This window comes from Nonomuraea sp. NPDC001699, from assembly GCF_053596455.1.
Map to the genome: position 1 here is coordinate 1 of NZ_JBSFGF010000028.1, position 13,041 is coordinate 13,041.

The 13,041-nt window shown below is 73.9% G+C and carries 11 protein-coding genes; 6 read left to right on the plus strand and 5 right to left on the minus strand.

What is annotated here, in order from left to right; translation table 11 throughout:
- Window positions 1-187 precede the first annotated feature (187 nt).
- Window positions 188-652, minus strand: coding sequence for an iron chaperone (locus ACWCSU_RS45075; protein ID WP_449942553.1), 465 nt, complete (start codon window positions 650-652; stop codon window positions 188-190).
- A gap of 61 nt (window positions 653-713) precedes the next feature.
- The gene (locus tag ACWCSU_RS45080) at window positions 714-1,169 is read right to left on the minus strand and encodes a carboxymuconolactone decarboxylase family protein (RefSeq protein ID WP_357710830.1); all 456 of its coding nucleotides are present in this window, start codon (window positions 1,167-1,169) and stop codon (window positions 714-716) included.
- A 189-nt stretch (window positions 1,170-1,358) separates the two neighbouring features.
- Between ACWCSU_RS45080 and ACWCSU_RS45085 the strand changes: the two genes are divergently transcribed.
- A complete protein-coding gene (locus ACWCSU_RS45085) occupies window positions 1,359-3,833 on the plus strand; it encodes a tetratricopeptide repeat protein (RefSeq protein ID WP_449942554.1) in 2,475 nt (824 codons plus the stop codon).
- A 24-nt stretch (window positions 3,834-3,857) separates the two neighbouring features.
- On the opposite strand, the gene ACWCSU_RS45090 is transcribed toward ACWCSU_RS45085, so the two are convergent.
- Complete coding sequence (locus ACWCSU_RS45090) at window positions 3,858-6,578, minus strand: helix-turn-helix transcriptional regulator (protein ID WP_449942555.1); 2,721 nt, start codon at window positions 6,576-6,578, stop codon at window positions 3,858-3,860.
- 126 nt (window positions 6,579-6,704) lie between these two features.
- Here ACWCSU_RS45090 and ACWCSU_RS45095 point away from each other — a divergent pair, with 126 nt between their 5' ends.
- A complete protein-coding gene (locus tag ACWCSU_RS45095; RefSeq protein WP_449942556.1) occupies window positions 6,705-7,319 on the plus strand; it encodes a dihydrofolate reductase family protein in 615 nt (204 codons plus the stop codon).
- Between the two features lie 74 nt (window positions 7,320-7,393).
- Here ACWCSU_RS45095 and ACWCSU_RS45100 read toward each other — a convergent pair whose 3' ends face one another.
- A complete protein-coding gene (locus ACWCSU_RS45100) occupies window positions 7,394-8,776 on the minus strand; it encodes an MFS transporter (protein ID WP_449942557.1) in 1,383 nt (460 codons plus the stop codon).
- 190 nt (window positions 8,777-8,966) lie between these two features.
- On the opposite strand from ACWCSU_RS45100, the gene ACWCSU_RS45105 reads away from it, so the two are divergent.
- Together ACWCSU_RS45105 and ACWCSU_RS45110 are read left to right on the plus strand one after the other, a co-directional pair.
- On the plus strand, window positions 8,967-9,380 hold the full coding sequence (locus ACWCSU_RS45105; RefSeq protein WP_357710818.1) for a VOC family protein: 414 nt from the start codon (window positions 8,967-8,969) through the stop codon (window positions 9,378-9,380).
- A gap of 257 nt (window positions 9,381-9,637) precedes the next feature.
- On the plus strand, window positions 9,638-10,462 hold the full coding sequence (locus ACWCSU_RS45110; RefSeq protein WP_357710815.1) for a nitroreductase/quinone reductase family protein: 825 nt from the start codon (window positions 9,638-9,640) through the stop codon (window positions 10,460-10,462).
- A gap of 6 nt (window positions 10,463-10,468) precedes the next feature.
- Here the strand turns inward: ACWCSU_RS45110 and ACWCSU_RS45115 are convergent, their stop codons facing one another.
- On the minus strand, window positions 10,469-11,650 hold the full coding sequence (locus tag ACWCSU_RS45115) for an MFS transporter (RefSeq protein WP_357710813.1): 1,182 nt from the start codon (window positions 11,648-11,650) through the stop codon (window positions 10,469-10,471).
- Window positions 11,651-11,748: 98 nt separating this feature from the next.
- Here ACWCSU_RS45115 and ACWCSU_RS45120 point away from each other — a divergent pair, with 98 nt between their 5' ends.
- Both ACWCSU_RS45120 and ACWCSU_RS45125 read left to right on the plus strand, forming a co-directional pair.
- Window positions 11,749-12,225, plus strand: coding sequence for a winged helix-turn-helix transcriptional regulator (locus tag ACWCSU_RS45120; protein WP_357710811.1), 477 nt, complete (start codon window positions 11,749-11,751; stop codon window positions 12,223-12,225).
- A 249-nt stretch (window positions 12,226-12,474) separates the two neighbouring features.
- Window positions 12,475-13,032: a TetR/AcrR family transcriptional regulator gene (locus tag ACWCSU_RS45125; RefSeq protein ID WP_397044963.1), complete on the plus strand. Its 558-nt coding sequence runs from the start codon at window positions 12,475-12,477 to the stop codon at window positions 13,030-13,032.
- The last annotated feature ends 9 nt before the right edge of the window (window positions 13,033-13,041 follow it).

Genomic DNA, 13,041 nt, shown 5'->3' on the forward strand with positions numbered 1-13,041 from the left:
TCCATCGAGATGCGCGACACCGACGAGGACGTCTTCCGCGCGGCGGAGGAACTCGGTATCGATCTGTCCCGGCGTGAGCCGAGCAGCGTGGAAGAGGTCTGACGGTCACGTGCTCCACTGCGGCGGGCCGGGCCGGAGCAGGGTCCGGCCCGCCGCGGTGGAGCAGAACCCGGCGGGTTCCCGGACCTCAGCCCGCGGCCCGCTGCACGAGGGCGGCGATGCGCGCCTCGGTCTCGGGGGTCAGCTCCTTCAGCGCGAAGGCGCTCGGCCACATGGCGCCGTCCTCAAGGGTCGCCCCGTCGTTGAAGTCGAGGGTGGCGTACCGGGACTTGAACTTCGCCGCGGGCTTGAAGAAGCACACGACGCTGCCGTCCTTGGCGTAGGCCGGCATCCCGTACCAGGTCTTCGGGGTGAGGTCCGGCGCGGCGGACCTGATGATGGCGTGCACCGCCTCGGCCAGGACGCGGTCGTCCTCGGCCATCTCGGCGATCTTCTCCAGGATGTCGCGGTCGCCGTCGGCCGCCGTCGCCTTCCCGCCGCGCCGCGCGGCCTTCTTCAGCTCGCTGGAGTGCGCCTTCATCGCCGCGCGCTCGTCCTCGCTGAAACCCTCGAAACCCTTGGTGTCCGCGCCGGTCTTCTTCGTGGTGCTCATGGTGAAATCTCCTTCTTTGTGGGTTGGATGTTAGTACTGACCGTTTTATGGGTGGTGCGGTTCAGCCCCAGGCGCCGGCGATCTGCCGGGTGGTGGCGTTGAGCCGGTTGAACAGGTTGGTCACGCCGACCATCAGCACGATCGCGGCGAGCTGCTTCTCGTCGTAGTAGGTGGCGGCCCTGTCCCAGACCTCGTCGCTGACCGCGTCGGACCGGTCGGCCAGCCGCGTGGCGGCCTCGGCCAGCTCCAGCGCCGCCCGCTCCTCCTCGCTGAAGTACGGGGCCTCCCGCCAGGCGACGACCGTGGCCAGCCGCTCCTCGCTCACCCCGGACTTGCGCCCGGTCTTGACGCCCGCGTCGACGCAGGCGCTGCACCCGTTGATCTGGCTGACCCGAAGGTGCACCAGCTCCAGCGTCTGGGCGTCCACCCCGCCGGAGTGCACCGCCTTGAACAGGTCCTGGATGGGCTGCATCGCGCCGGACAGAACGACGGCCGGGTTCTGCATACGAGACTGCATGATGGTTCTCCCTTTTCGGGGTGCTTGTCCTGGTCGGCGCCCCGTCCCCCGGGGCGTGACTCCATCTCAGCCGAGCCGGTGCGCCACGACGATGCCCGTGGGACACCGTGGGACAGCCGGAACGCCGTTGGCCTGCGGTGATTCGTCCAGGTAAGTTTCTTTCGCGACGGGACAGAAAGGCAGAAACAGGTGACACGACAGCAGACGGCGGACCCCCAGGACGAGCTGGCCAACCGGCTACGCCTGCTCCAGGAGCTCTCCGGGCACGGCGTACGGGCGCTCGCCCGCGAGACGGGCCTCAGCTCGTCCTCGCTGTCGCGCTATCTCAGCGGCCAGTCGGTGCCGCCATGGGCCGCGGTGATCGAGCTGTGCCGCCTGGTCAAGCGCGACCCCCGCCCGTTGCGTCCCCTGTGGGAGCGGGCGACCAACCCCCTGCCGGCGCCCCCGAAGGCGAGCCGCCAGGTGCAGCCGCCCTCGCCGCCCGCCGGCGCCCCCCGTCCGCCGCGCAACGACCTGCCGCGCGACGTGCCGGACTTCACCGGGCGCGAGGCCCAGCTCGACGCCGTGCTCGCCGCGGTCGCCGAGAACCGGGTGGTGGCCGTGGACGGCATGGCGGGCGTCGGCAAGACCTGCCTGGCCGTGCACGCCGCTCACCGGCTCGCCGCCGACTACCCCGACGCCCAGCTCTACCTGGACCTGCACGGGTTCACCGAAGGGCGCGAACCGCTCGACCCCGACCCCGCGCTGCGGACCCTGCTCGCCGCGCTCGACGTCCCCTCGGAGAAGATCCCGCAGGAGGGCGGCATCGAGCCGCTGGCCGCGTGCTGGCGGGCGGAGCTGGCCGGACGGCGGGCCGTCGTGGTGCTCGACAACGCCGCCGGGGCCGACCAGGTCCGCATGCTGCTGCCCGGCGCGGGCGAGACCGTCACGCTGATCACCAGCCGCAACCGGCTGGTCGGCCTGGAGGAGGTGCCGCCCGTCTCGCTGGACGTGCTCACCCCGGAGGAGAGCGCGCGCCTGCTGGCCCGCGCCAGCGGCGAACCCGGCGGCCCCGACGGGCGGCTGGCCCGCGACCCCGAGGCGGCGGCCGAGGTGCTGCGGCTGTGCGGCCACCTGCCGCTGGCCCTGCGGCTGGCCGGGGCCCGGCTGCGGCACCGGCCCGGCTGGACCGCCGGCATCCTGGTCGAGCGCATGGCCGAGGGCCCGAGCGAGTTCGACACCGCCTTCGCCATGTCCGTACGGCAGCTCGACCGGGCCCAGCGCCGCCTGTTCCGGCTGCTGGGCCTGCTGTCCGGGTCCTCCTTCGACGACTACGTGGCCGCCGCGCTGGCCGGCGTGCCGCTGCGCAGCGCGCGGGCGATGCTGGAGGACCTGCTCGACGCCCACCTCGTCCAGCAGCCCTCGCCCGGCCGGTACACGCTGCACGACCTCGTCCACCAGCACGCGCGCCGGGCCGCCGAGGAGCAGGACTCGCCGGCCGAGCGGGAGCAGGCGCTGGGCCGGGTGCTCGACTACTACGTGCACGCGGCGGCCGCCGCCGACGCCGCGATGCCGTACGAGTCGGGCAGCCGTGCCGCGTCGGCGGGCAGCCCTCCGGCCGATCTGCCGGCGTTCGGCAGCAAGCACGCGGCTCTGGGCTGGTTCGTCGCCGAGTACGGCAACCTGATGGGCGCCTTCGAGCTGGCGGTCGCCATCGGGGCCGACGCGCACGCGTGCGAGCTGCCCCGCTTCATGCGCGCGTTCTTCGCCCGGCGCTGCGGCACGACCCACCTCAACATGCTCTTCGAACGGTCGCTGGCGGCCGCGGAACGCCTGGGCGACCCGTGGCAGCTCGCCGAGGCGCACAGCGACCTGGGCTTCGCCCGCTACAACGCGGGCCGCATGGCCGAGGCCGGAGCCGCGTACGAGGCGGCGGCGCCCCTGGTGTCCCAGGCCGGCGACGCCCGCTCCGCGGCGGACCTGATGATGCGCCGCGGCTACCTGAGCTGGGACGAGGGCCACGTCGAGGAGCCGCTCGACCTCTTCCGGCAGGCGGCCCGGCTCTACGACGACGCCGGCTGCCCGATGGGCGCGGCCCACGCCGCGGCCGACGAGGCGTGGGCGATGTTGCAACTGGGACGCCGGGAGGAGGCGGCCCGGCTGGCCCGCGAGGTGCTGGCCCTGACGCACGGCGAGCCCGGCTGGCCGGCCACGCTGACCGCCCGGATCACCCTCGGCCTGGCCATCGTGCACGAGCAGCCCGACGAGGCCGCCGGGCACCTGCGCCAGGCCCTGGAGCTGGCCCGCGAGGACGGCCACAAGCACAACGAGGCGTGGTGCCTCAACTGCCTGGGCGTCGCCCTGCGCCAGACGGGCCGTCACGAGGAGGCGCTGGACAGCCACCGGCAGGCGTTCGCCCTGCTGGACGAGCTGTTCGAGGAGCACTGGAAGGTGCACTTCCTCTACGGCTACGGCGAGACGTGCCGATTGGCCGGCCTGCCCGAGGAGGCGCTGCGCCTGCACCGCCAGGCTCTCGAACTGGCTCCCAAGGTGGGCGCGCGGCACAAGGAGGTCCTGGCCCACGAGGGCATCGCGGCCGTGCTCGACGAGACCGACCCGGCCGCGGCGGCCGAGCACCGCGCGGCGAGCCAGGCCATCCGCCGCGACCTCGTTCCCGCCCACTGACGTCACCGGCGTCCGGACGGGCGCTCACCCCGTACGCGTCGCGTCCTCCCCGTCGCGGGCGGACGTCGCGCGGGCGAGTTCGGTGCGGTTGGCGACCTGGAGCTTGGCGTAGACGTGCGCCAGGTGGGTCTTGACCGTGCCCCGGCTGACGAACAGCCGGGCGGCGATCTCCGGGTTGGACAGCCCTTCGGCGGCGAGCCCGGCCACCGACCGCTCGGCCGGGGTCAGGCTCTCCCATCCGGATCCGGGCCGGCGGCGCGGCCCCCGGGCGCGGGTGGCGTAGGCGACGGCCGCGTCCAGGTCCATCGCGCGTCCCCGTTCGGCGGCCGTACGCAGGGTCTCGCCGTCCTCGCCGTCGGCGGACGGGAGGGGGCGGGGCGCGGCCCCGAGGTCGGCGCGGGCGCGCCCGGCGGCCCCGGCCAGCACCCCGGCCGCCTCGACGGCGCCGCGACGCAGGTTGAGCAGCGCCAGGGCCTCCAGGCTGGCCACGCGGTCGAAGACCAGGTCGTGCTCGACGCGGAGGCGCAGGGCCTCGTGGTGCAGCCGCAGCGCGCGTTCGGGGTCGCTCTCGTGGGCGAGCAGCGCCTGCTCGTCCAGCACGCCGGCGCGCACGCGCGGCATCCGTCCGGTCACCGGCGACCGCGCCAGCACGTCCAGCACCCGCGCCGCCGACGCCTCCTCGCCGGACCGCCGCAGCGCCGCGGCCAGCACGATCTGGGTGTCGGGCGCGAGCCACGCCGCGTCGGGCTCGTCCTGCCAGCGCACCTCCTGCCAGCACCACTCCACCGCCTCGCGCGGGCGGTCGTGGCCGAGCGCGAGCATCGCCTGGGTGCGTTCCCACCCGGTGATGAACGGCAGCCGTCCCGCCGCGTCGAACAGGCGCTCCATGGGCTCCAGCGCGGCGGCGGCCTCCTGCAGGCGGCCCTGAAGGATGCGGATCTCCGCCAGGACGACCCGCGCCGAGCCGGTCCAATGCAGGTCGCGCAGCGGTTCCGCCGTCGCGACGGCCCGTCCGGCCAGCTCCGCCGCCCGCTCCAGCGTGCCCGACCGGGCGGCGGCCAGCGCCCACCAGCCCAGCGCGAAGGAGGCCACGCCGCGGTCGCCGCGCCGGAGCAGCCGTTCCACGACCGGCTCGAAGCACGCGATCGCCTGCCGGTAATCGTCGCCGAGCACGTGCACCAGGGCGACGAACGCCTCCGCGCAGTCGGCGACGAACCCGTCCCCGGCCTGGACGGCCTCGTCCCGCACCGCGCGGGCCTCCGCCAGCGCCTCGGGGAGGCCCGTCGCCAGCAGGCCGATCGCGATCAGCGGCCCGGCCGGACGGGCCGCCTCAGGAGCGCCGGCCGCCCGCGCCAGCTCCCGCGCCGCCCGCGCCACCTCGAACGCCTCCATGCCCGGCTCGGTGGTGTTGAGCACGAACGCCAGCGCCGCCAGGACCCGGGCCTGGAGCGGGCCGCGCTCGCCGGCGCCGAGTGCCGCGGCCCGGCGCAGCAGCGCGACGCCCTCGGCGCCGCGTCCCTCCAGGTGCCACAGCCACGCGCAGTCCGCGGCCAGGCGCCGCCCCCGCGCCGTGTCCGGACGCGACAGCCCCCACTCGATCGCGGCGCGCACGTTGGGGTAGGCGGCGCCGACCTGCGCCCGCCAGGCGTCCTTGCCGGTCTCCAGCAGCGGCGCCAGGCCCTCCAGCAACGACACGTGCAGGTCCAGGTGCAGGTCGCGCGCGGCCGTGTCCTCCTGCGCCTCCGCCAGGCGGTCCAGCGCGTACGCCCGCACCACCCCCAGCATCCGGTACCGGGCCACCGCGCCCGTCGTGTCGGCCACGACCAGCGACTTGTCGATCAGCCCCCGCAACGCCTTGAGCAGGCGCCCGCGGCCGGGCCCGCCGAGCTCGGCCAGGCGGGCCACGGCGTCGGCGGTGAAGCCCGGCTCGAACACCCCCGCGCGCCGGAACAGCACCCGCTCGTCGTCGTCCAGCAGGTCGTGGCTCCAGGTCATCGACGCCTGCAGTGTGCGCTGGCGGAAGGGGGTGGTGCGCGTGCCGCCGTCCAGGAGGTCGAAGGGGGCGCTCAGGGAGTCCGCGATCTGCGTCAGCGACAGGGCGCCCGCCCAGCCGGCCGCCAGCTCCAGCGCGAGGGGCAGCCGGTCGAGCCGGTCGCAGATCCGCCTGGCCTGCGACCCGGCCGCGCGGGCCGCCGTATCGTCCGCGGGGGACGCCGCGGGCGGCGAGTCGACGCGTTCGAGGAACAGCTCCAGGGCGTCGGCCAGGCTCATCGGCGGCACCGGCCACACCCGCTCGCCGGGCACGCCGAGCCTGGACCGGCTGGTGGCGACCACCGCCACGCGCGGGCACGCCGCCAGCACCGCCGCGACGACCCCGGCCGCGTCGTCCAGCACGTGCTCGCAGTTGTCGAGGACGATCAGGAGCTCGCGCTCCCGCAGCGCGGCGGCCAGCACCGCCACCGGGTCGCGCCCGGCGGGCAGCAGGACGTCCAGCGCGGCGGCCATCCGGTGGCCGACCTGGCCGCCGTCGGTCTCCTGCTCCAGGCCGACCCAGAAGACGCCGTCCGGCCACTCCCCGGCCGCCGCCTGGCACAGGCGCATCGCCAGCCGGGTCTTCCCGCACCCGCCCGGACCGGTCAAGGTCAGCACCCGCCCGGACACCACCGCCGCGCCGACCGCCGCCAGCTCCTCGACCCGGCCCACGAACGACGACAACTCCGCCGGAGCATGACGAAAACCAGACATCGCCCGAAGTATGCCAGCAAATAAGCCAGGGATTGGGCGACATCTCTGCCAGGTGGCCGATGTTCCCGGCCTGCCCGAACGGCAGGATCGTGCACATCGGGAAAGCACTTCCAAGGAGAGTCGGAAATGACGCAGCACGGCAACGTCCAGGGCCGCAGGGTCGTCGGCAACATCTCGCTGTCCCTCGACGGCCGGGTCAGCGGCCAGGGCGGCGAGTACGACATGAGCTGGATCGTCCCGCACGCCGTCAGCGACGGCGCCCGCGACCACATGATCCGGGTGACGGGCGCCGCCACCACCGCCCTGCTCGGCCGGAAGAACTACGAGGGCTTCGGCTCCTTCTGGCCGGCGGTCGCCAAGGACGAGGACGCCGATCCCCGCGACCGGGCCTTCGCCCAGTGGCTCGACGAGACCGAGAAGATCGTCTTCTCCTCGACCCTGACGGACGCGCCGTGGCAGAACTCCCGCCTGGCCGAGGCCGGTCCCGCCGAGGTGGTCGAGCGGCTGCGGGGGCAGGCCGGGGGCGACATCATCGTCCTGGCCAGCGGCAGCGTCATCAAGGCCCTGCTGGCGGCGGACGCGCTGGACCGGCTCAGCATCACGCTCTGCCCGGAGGTGGCCGGCGGCGGCGCCCGGCTGCTGGAGGACGGTCTGCCCGCCTCGCACTGGTCGCTCACCGACCTGTCGACCACCGACTCGGGCGCGATCTGCCTGCTCTACGACCGCCTCCGCCAGGGGTGAGCGCCGGGGCGGGGCAGCGCCCCGGCGCCGGAAGGCAGGCGGGGGAGCGGACCGGGGCCGGTGGTCAGGCGGGGTCAGGCGGGGAGCGGGGCGGTGGCGCGGTGCCTGGCGAAGGTGAGGGCGACGACGGTCCCGAGCAGCATGCCCGCGGCCGCGACGAGCACCGCCGTACGCATCCCGGCGGCGAGCGCGGGCCCGGTGGCCTCGCCCACCCCGCCGGCCGCGACCAGCACCGCGAGCCCGAGCGCCGCGCCGACCTGGAGCGCGGTCGAGGCCATGCCGGACGCGATCCCCTGCTCGCCGGCCACCACGCCGGCGGCCGAGGCGATCCACATCCCGGTCCAGGTGAGGCCCTGGCTGACGCCCGAGACGACGATGCCGGGCAGCACCCCCCAGTACGACCCGTCGGCGCTGATCCCCAGCGCCAGCAGCGCGGTGCCCGCCGCCCCGCCGACGGTCCCGATGAGCAGGGTGACCCGCATCCCGATCCGCCCGGCCAGCCGCCCGCCGAGCTGGGTGCCGAGCGCGATCAGCAGGGACGGCACCAGGAACGCCAGCCCGGTCGCCACGGCGCCGTACCCGAGCACGGTCTGGAAGTAGAGGGTCAGGAAGTACGGCAGCGCGTTGAAGGTGGCGCCGAAGACCAGGATGAGCGCGATGGCCGAGCCGAGGCTGCGGTTGCCGAACAGCCGCAGCGGCATGAGCGGGTCGGCGCCCGCCCTCTCGACCGCGACGAACGCGCCCAGCAGCACGGCGGCCAGCACGAACCCGCCGGTGATGAGCGGTGAGCTCCACCCGGACTCGGGGCCCTGGATGAGGGCGTAGGCGAGCAGGCTGACGCCGCCGGTGGCCAGCACCGCGCCCGGGACGTCGAACCGGCGGCCCCGCGCGCGGGCTCCGTCGGCCGGCAGCAGCAGCCAGGCGCCCGCGATCGCGACGACGGCGAGCGGCACGTTGACGTAGAAGACCGCCTCCCAGCCCCACGCGCCGGTCAGCAGGCCGCCGAGCAACGAGCCGAGCGCCAGGCCGCCGGCGCCCGCGCCGCTCCAGACCGCCAGCGCCCTGTTGCGCGCGCTCCCCTCGGCGAACCCGGTGTTGACCAGCGCCAGCGTCGCCGGGAACAGCAGCGCGCCGCCCAGCCCCTGCACGGCCCGCGCGGCCACGAGGGTCCCGGGGCTCTGCGCCAGCCCGCCGGCCAGGGAGGCGATCGCGAACAGCGCCAGCGCGCCCACGAACATCCTGCGGTGCCCGAGCAGGTCGGCCGCCCGGCCGCCGAGCAGCAGGAACCCGCCGTACGCGACGGCGTAGGCGCTGGCCACCCATTGCAGGGTCTGCGGGGAGAAGTCCAGCTCGGCGCCGATCCGGGGGAGGGCGACGAAGACGATGTTGAAGTCGAGCGAGGTGATGAGCTGGGAAAGGGCCAGCAGGGCGAGGATCAGGCCGGGGCGGCGTCTCACGGGTGCACCTTCATACGATAGTTCGGGAAAAACGTACAGTTCGGGATACTCGTACAATTGGTGGGGGCTCGTCAAGTCGTCGTGCGGGGCCGGTGGGGCAACCGGTCAGGAATCGAGAAGCGCCCGGAGAGGGGCCTTCCGTAGCGTGGCTCTCATCGTCAGAACGTCTGAAGCGTCAAGGAGACAAGGCATGAAAGCGCACGTCAGCTCGATCCTGCTCGCCGTCCAGGACATGGACCGGGCCAAGCGGTTCTACACCGAGGGGCTCGGCTGGAAGATCCAGAACGACTACGGCATCTCGGTGTTCTTCGAGTCGGACGGCGCCTCGCCCGTCGGTTTCTACGGCCGCGAAGGTCTGGCCGGCCTGGTCGGGCTGAGCCCGGAAGGCAGCGGTTTCAGCGGGGTCGTCCTCACCTATGTCGTCCGCAGCGAGGCCCGGGTCGACGAGATCATGGAAGAGGCGGAGAAGGCCGGCGCCACGATCCTCAAGCCCGCCGGCGCCCTGCCGTGGGGCGGCTACGGCGGCACCTTCGCCGACCCCGACGGCTACGTCTGGAGCCTGGGTTACAGCGACCAGGGCGAGGACCAGCCGTACGCCGAGTAGCCGCGTCGGACGCCTCCCGTGGAGGCGGCGAGGTCCGGCGCCGACGCCGGACCTCGCCGCGCCGGCCGCGTCATACGGCCGCTTTGCGAAGATTGTTGTGATGAAGTAGCGTCGCCCCCGTGACTGCCGGGTCGGCCTTGGGCCACGAACCAGAGAGCAGCCCGGCCCTGGCGTGACCGCCCGGCGGGCGCGCGGCCCGCCGCTTCCTCTTCTCCCTCTCAGCACGTCAGAGCAGAGACCATCACCCATGGAGAAGAGTGGATTTCAACAAGCAGGTCATCGACGAGTTCCGCGCCAACAACGGCCAGGTCGGGGGCTATTTCGAAGGAGCGAGACTGCTCCTGCTCACCACGACCGGCGCGCGTTCGGGAAAGCCGCACACGACCCCGCTCGGCTACCTGCCGGACGGCGGCGAGCGCATGCTGGTCATCGCCTCCGCCGGGGGAGCGCCGAAGAACCCCGCCTGGTACCACAACCTGCGGGCCGAGCCCCGCGCGACCGTCGAGAGCGGCGTCTTCGTCTTCGACGTCCAGGCGGAGATCCTGGAGGGGGCCGAGCGGGACGCCGCCTTCGCCCGTGCCGTGGACGGCGATCCCGGCTGGGCGGACTACCAGGCCAAGACGGCCCGCGTCATCCCGGTCGTCGCGCTGAACATCGTGCCGGGCCCGCCCCGGTCGAGCGCGCCCTCCGGCGGGGCGTACCTCAAGCTGGTGCACGACGGCTTCCGGCGCGAGCTGGCGCTGATCCGCAAGGAGCTGACCGCCGGCGGCCGCCCCGGCCTGGGCGTGCAGCTGCGGATCAACTGCCTGACCATGTGCCAGGGGCTGCACAACCATCACACCGGCGAGGACACGATGATGTTCCCGGCGCTGGCCGAGCGGCATCCCGAGCTCGCCCCGGTCATCGAGCGGCTGGCCGGGGAGCACGAGCGCATCGCCGTGCTCGTGGCGGAGCTGAAGGAGGCCCTGTCGGGTGAGGACCCGGTGAAGGTGCGCGCGGAGATCGAGCGGCTGACCGACGAGCTCGAAGCGCACCTGACGTACGAGGAGGAGCAGCTCGTGCCGATCCTCGACCTCGCCTGAGCCCGTTCAGGCCGGGACGGACGTGCTCGCCCGCGGGACGGTGAGACGCCGGGTCGAGACGGCGACGACGAGCCCGAGCAGGGCGTAGACCGCGCCGAGCAGGCAGGCGCCCCACCAGCCCGCGACGCTGTAGGCCCAGGTGGTGGTGATCGCGCCGAGCGCGGAGCCGAGGGAGTAGCAGGCCATGTACGCGCCGATGACTCCGCTGCTCCGGTCGGGCCGCGCGGTGGTGAGCAGATGCTGGCTGCTGACGTGCACGGCCTGCACGGCGAAGTCCAGCACGACGACGCCGACGATCAGCAGCCACAACGACGACCCCACCTGGGCGATCAGCAGCCACGAGGCCGCGAGCAGCAGCAGCGACCAGACGGTGACCGAGAACGCCAGGCCCCGGTCGGCCCATCGGCCGGCCCGGGCCGCGCCCAGCGCCCCGGTGAGACCGGCGAGCCCGAACAGTCCGATCTCGGTGGTGCCCAGGTGCCACGGCGCGGCGCCGAGGGGCAGCGCCAGCCCGCTCCACAACGTGCCGAAGGATGCGAACAGGAAGAACGCGACCAGCCCCCGGCTGAGCAGCAGCCGGTCGCTCGTGACCAGCCGGCCCAGCGACGCCAGCAGCCGGCCGTAGGAGTCCCGGGAACGCGGGACGTCGGCGTCGAGGGTGACGCGGACGGCCGGCGCGAGCAGCACGCACAGCACGGCGATGACGAGGTAGACCGCGCGCCAGTCGGCCAGCTCGCCCAGCAGGCCCGCCACCACCCGGACCAGGAGGATCCCGGCGACCACCCCCGAGGTGACCGTGCCGATGTTGCGGCCGCGTTCGCCGGGCGGTGAGACGGCGGCGACGTAGGCCACCGCGATCTGGACGACCACGGCGAACAGCCCCGCCAGGGCCAGGCCCGCGATCGCGAACCCGGCGCCGGGTGCGACGGCGGCCACCCCGGCGCCCGCGGCCGTCAGCAGCAGGTGCACCGTGATGAGCTTGCGCCGGTCGAACAGGTCACCGAGCGGGACCAGCAGCACCAACCCGGCCAGGTAGCCGATCTGGCCGGCGGCGACCAGCCAGCCCAGCGATCCGTCCGCCAGCCCGAGGTCCCGGCCCGCGGCCTGGAGGACCGGCTGGATGCCGTACACGGGCGACACGGCCACCGCGCACACCAGCGCGAGCACGATCCGTTGTCTTCCGGTCATTCCTGAGGACATGTCACTCTCCGATAAGTTTCAATATGCAACCGATCGGAGGTTAGGGCATAATGGTTTCAGATTGCAACTGACCTGGGAGGGGCCCGGTGGACGTCACACTCGCTGCGGGAAGCGCCTGGACCGACCCGGCGTGCCCGGTCGCACGGGCCGTCGACCTGGTGGGCGACCGGTGGAGCCTGCTGATCGTCCGCGACGCGATGGACGGCGCGACCACCTTCACCGAGTTCCACCAGCGGCTGGGCATCGCCCGCAACATCCTCACCGACCGGCTCCGCAGGCTGGTCGAGCACGGCATCCTCGACCGGCGCGCCGCCGCCGACGGCCGGCGGCACACCTACCGGCTCACCGAAGCCGGGCAGGACCTCTTCACGGCCGTCGTCGCCCTGCGTCAATGGGGCGAGCGCCACGCCTTCGCCCCGGACGAGCCGCACTCCGTCCTGCTCGACGGCCAGGGGCGGGAGCTGCCCCGGCTGCACCCGCTCGGCCAGGACGGCGCGCCGCTCTCCGCCGAGACGTCCCGCGTCCGGAAGACCGCGCCGTCCGATCCGGGCGCAGCGGGGTGACGCGCCCGGCCTCCGGTCGTGTGGGTGCGGCGGTTCAGGACGTGCGGATCGCCGCGTCCAGGAGTGCGTCGAGAAGCGGCACCCGGCGGTCCGTGCCGTCGCGGACGGCGATGAACGCCACGCTCACGTCCAGGCCGGGGATCCGGGCCTGCATGGGGCATGACCCGATCCTCCCGGTTCCGTCGAGTCGTAGGAGTTTAGGAACGGTCGTTCTTGACTGAACGTTCCTCAATGCTCTACGGTCGAGCCATGGGACGACCAAGAGGCTTCGACGAGGCCACCGTGGTGCGGGCGGCGGCAGAGCTGTTCTCGACCAGGTCCTACGACGGCATCTCCATGGACGAGCTGGTGACCCACCTCGGCGTCCACCGCAACAGCCTGTACAAGACGTTCGGCAGCAAACGCGGTCTCTACCAGGCCGCGCTGCGCTGGTCCCTGGAACACGACGTCATCCCCCTGATCGACCGCGTCTCCGGCGCCGGCGACCTGGCGGAGGCGCTGCGCGTCGCCACCGGCGAGCCCGCCGCCGAGGTCGGCCTCAACCTGCTGCTGCTGGCCGCGGTCGAACGCGCGCCGGTGGACCGCGAGGTCGCCGACCAGCTCGCCGCCGTGCTGGCCGCGTTCGACCAGGCGGCCAGGACGGCGGCCGGCCCACGGGACCCCGCCCCGGGCGAGGCGGACGACCTGGCCTTCGCACTCACCGCGGCCGTCCTCGGCCTGCGCATGCGGGCCAGGGCGGGGACCGCGGGCACCGACATCGACCAGGCCGGCGCCGCCTTGGCCCGCCGGCTCGACCACCACACCTGAGGAGCACGA

Excerpts from the sequence above, each read along its gene's own strand:
- ACWCSU_RS45075 (WP_449942553.1), bottom strand. The coding sequence starts at position 652 with ATGAGCACCACGAAGAAGACCGGCGCGGACACCAAGGGTTTCGAGGGT.
- ACWCSU_RS45080 (WP_357710830.1), bottom strand. The coding sequence starts at position 1,169 with ATGCAGTCTCGTATGCAGAACCCGGCCGTCGTTCTGTCCGGCGCGATG.
- ACWCSU_RS45090 (WP_449942555.1), bottom strand. The coding sequence starts at position 6,578 with ATGTCTGGTTTTCGTCATGCTCCGGCGGAGTTGTCGTCGTTCGTGGGC.
- ACWCSU_RS45095 (WP_449942556.1), top strand. The coding sequence starts at position 6,705 with ATGACGCAGCACGGCAACGTCCAGGGCCGCAGGGTCGTCGGCAACATC.
- ACWCSU_RS45105 (WP_357710818.1), top strand. The coding sequence starts at position 8,967 with ATGAAAGCGCACGTCAGCTCGATCCTGCTCGCCGTCCAGGACATGGAC.
- ACWCSU_RS45115 (WP_357710813.1), bottom strand. The coding sequence starts at position 11,650 with ATGACCGGAAGACAACGGATCGTGCTCGCGCTGGTGTGCGCGGTGGCC.
- ACWCSU_RS45125 (WP_397044963.1), top strand. The coding sequence starts at position 12,475 with ATGGGACGACCAAGAGGCTTCGACGAGGCCACCGTGGTGCGGGCGGCG.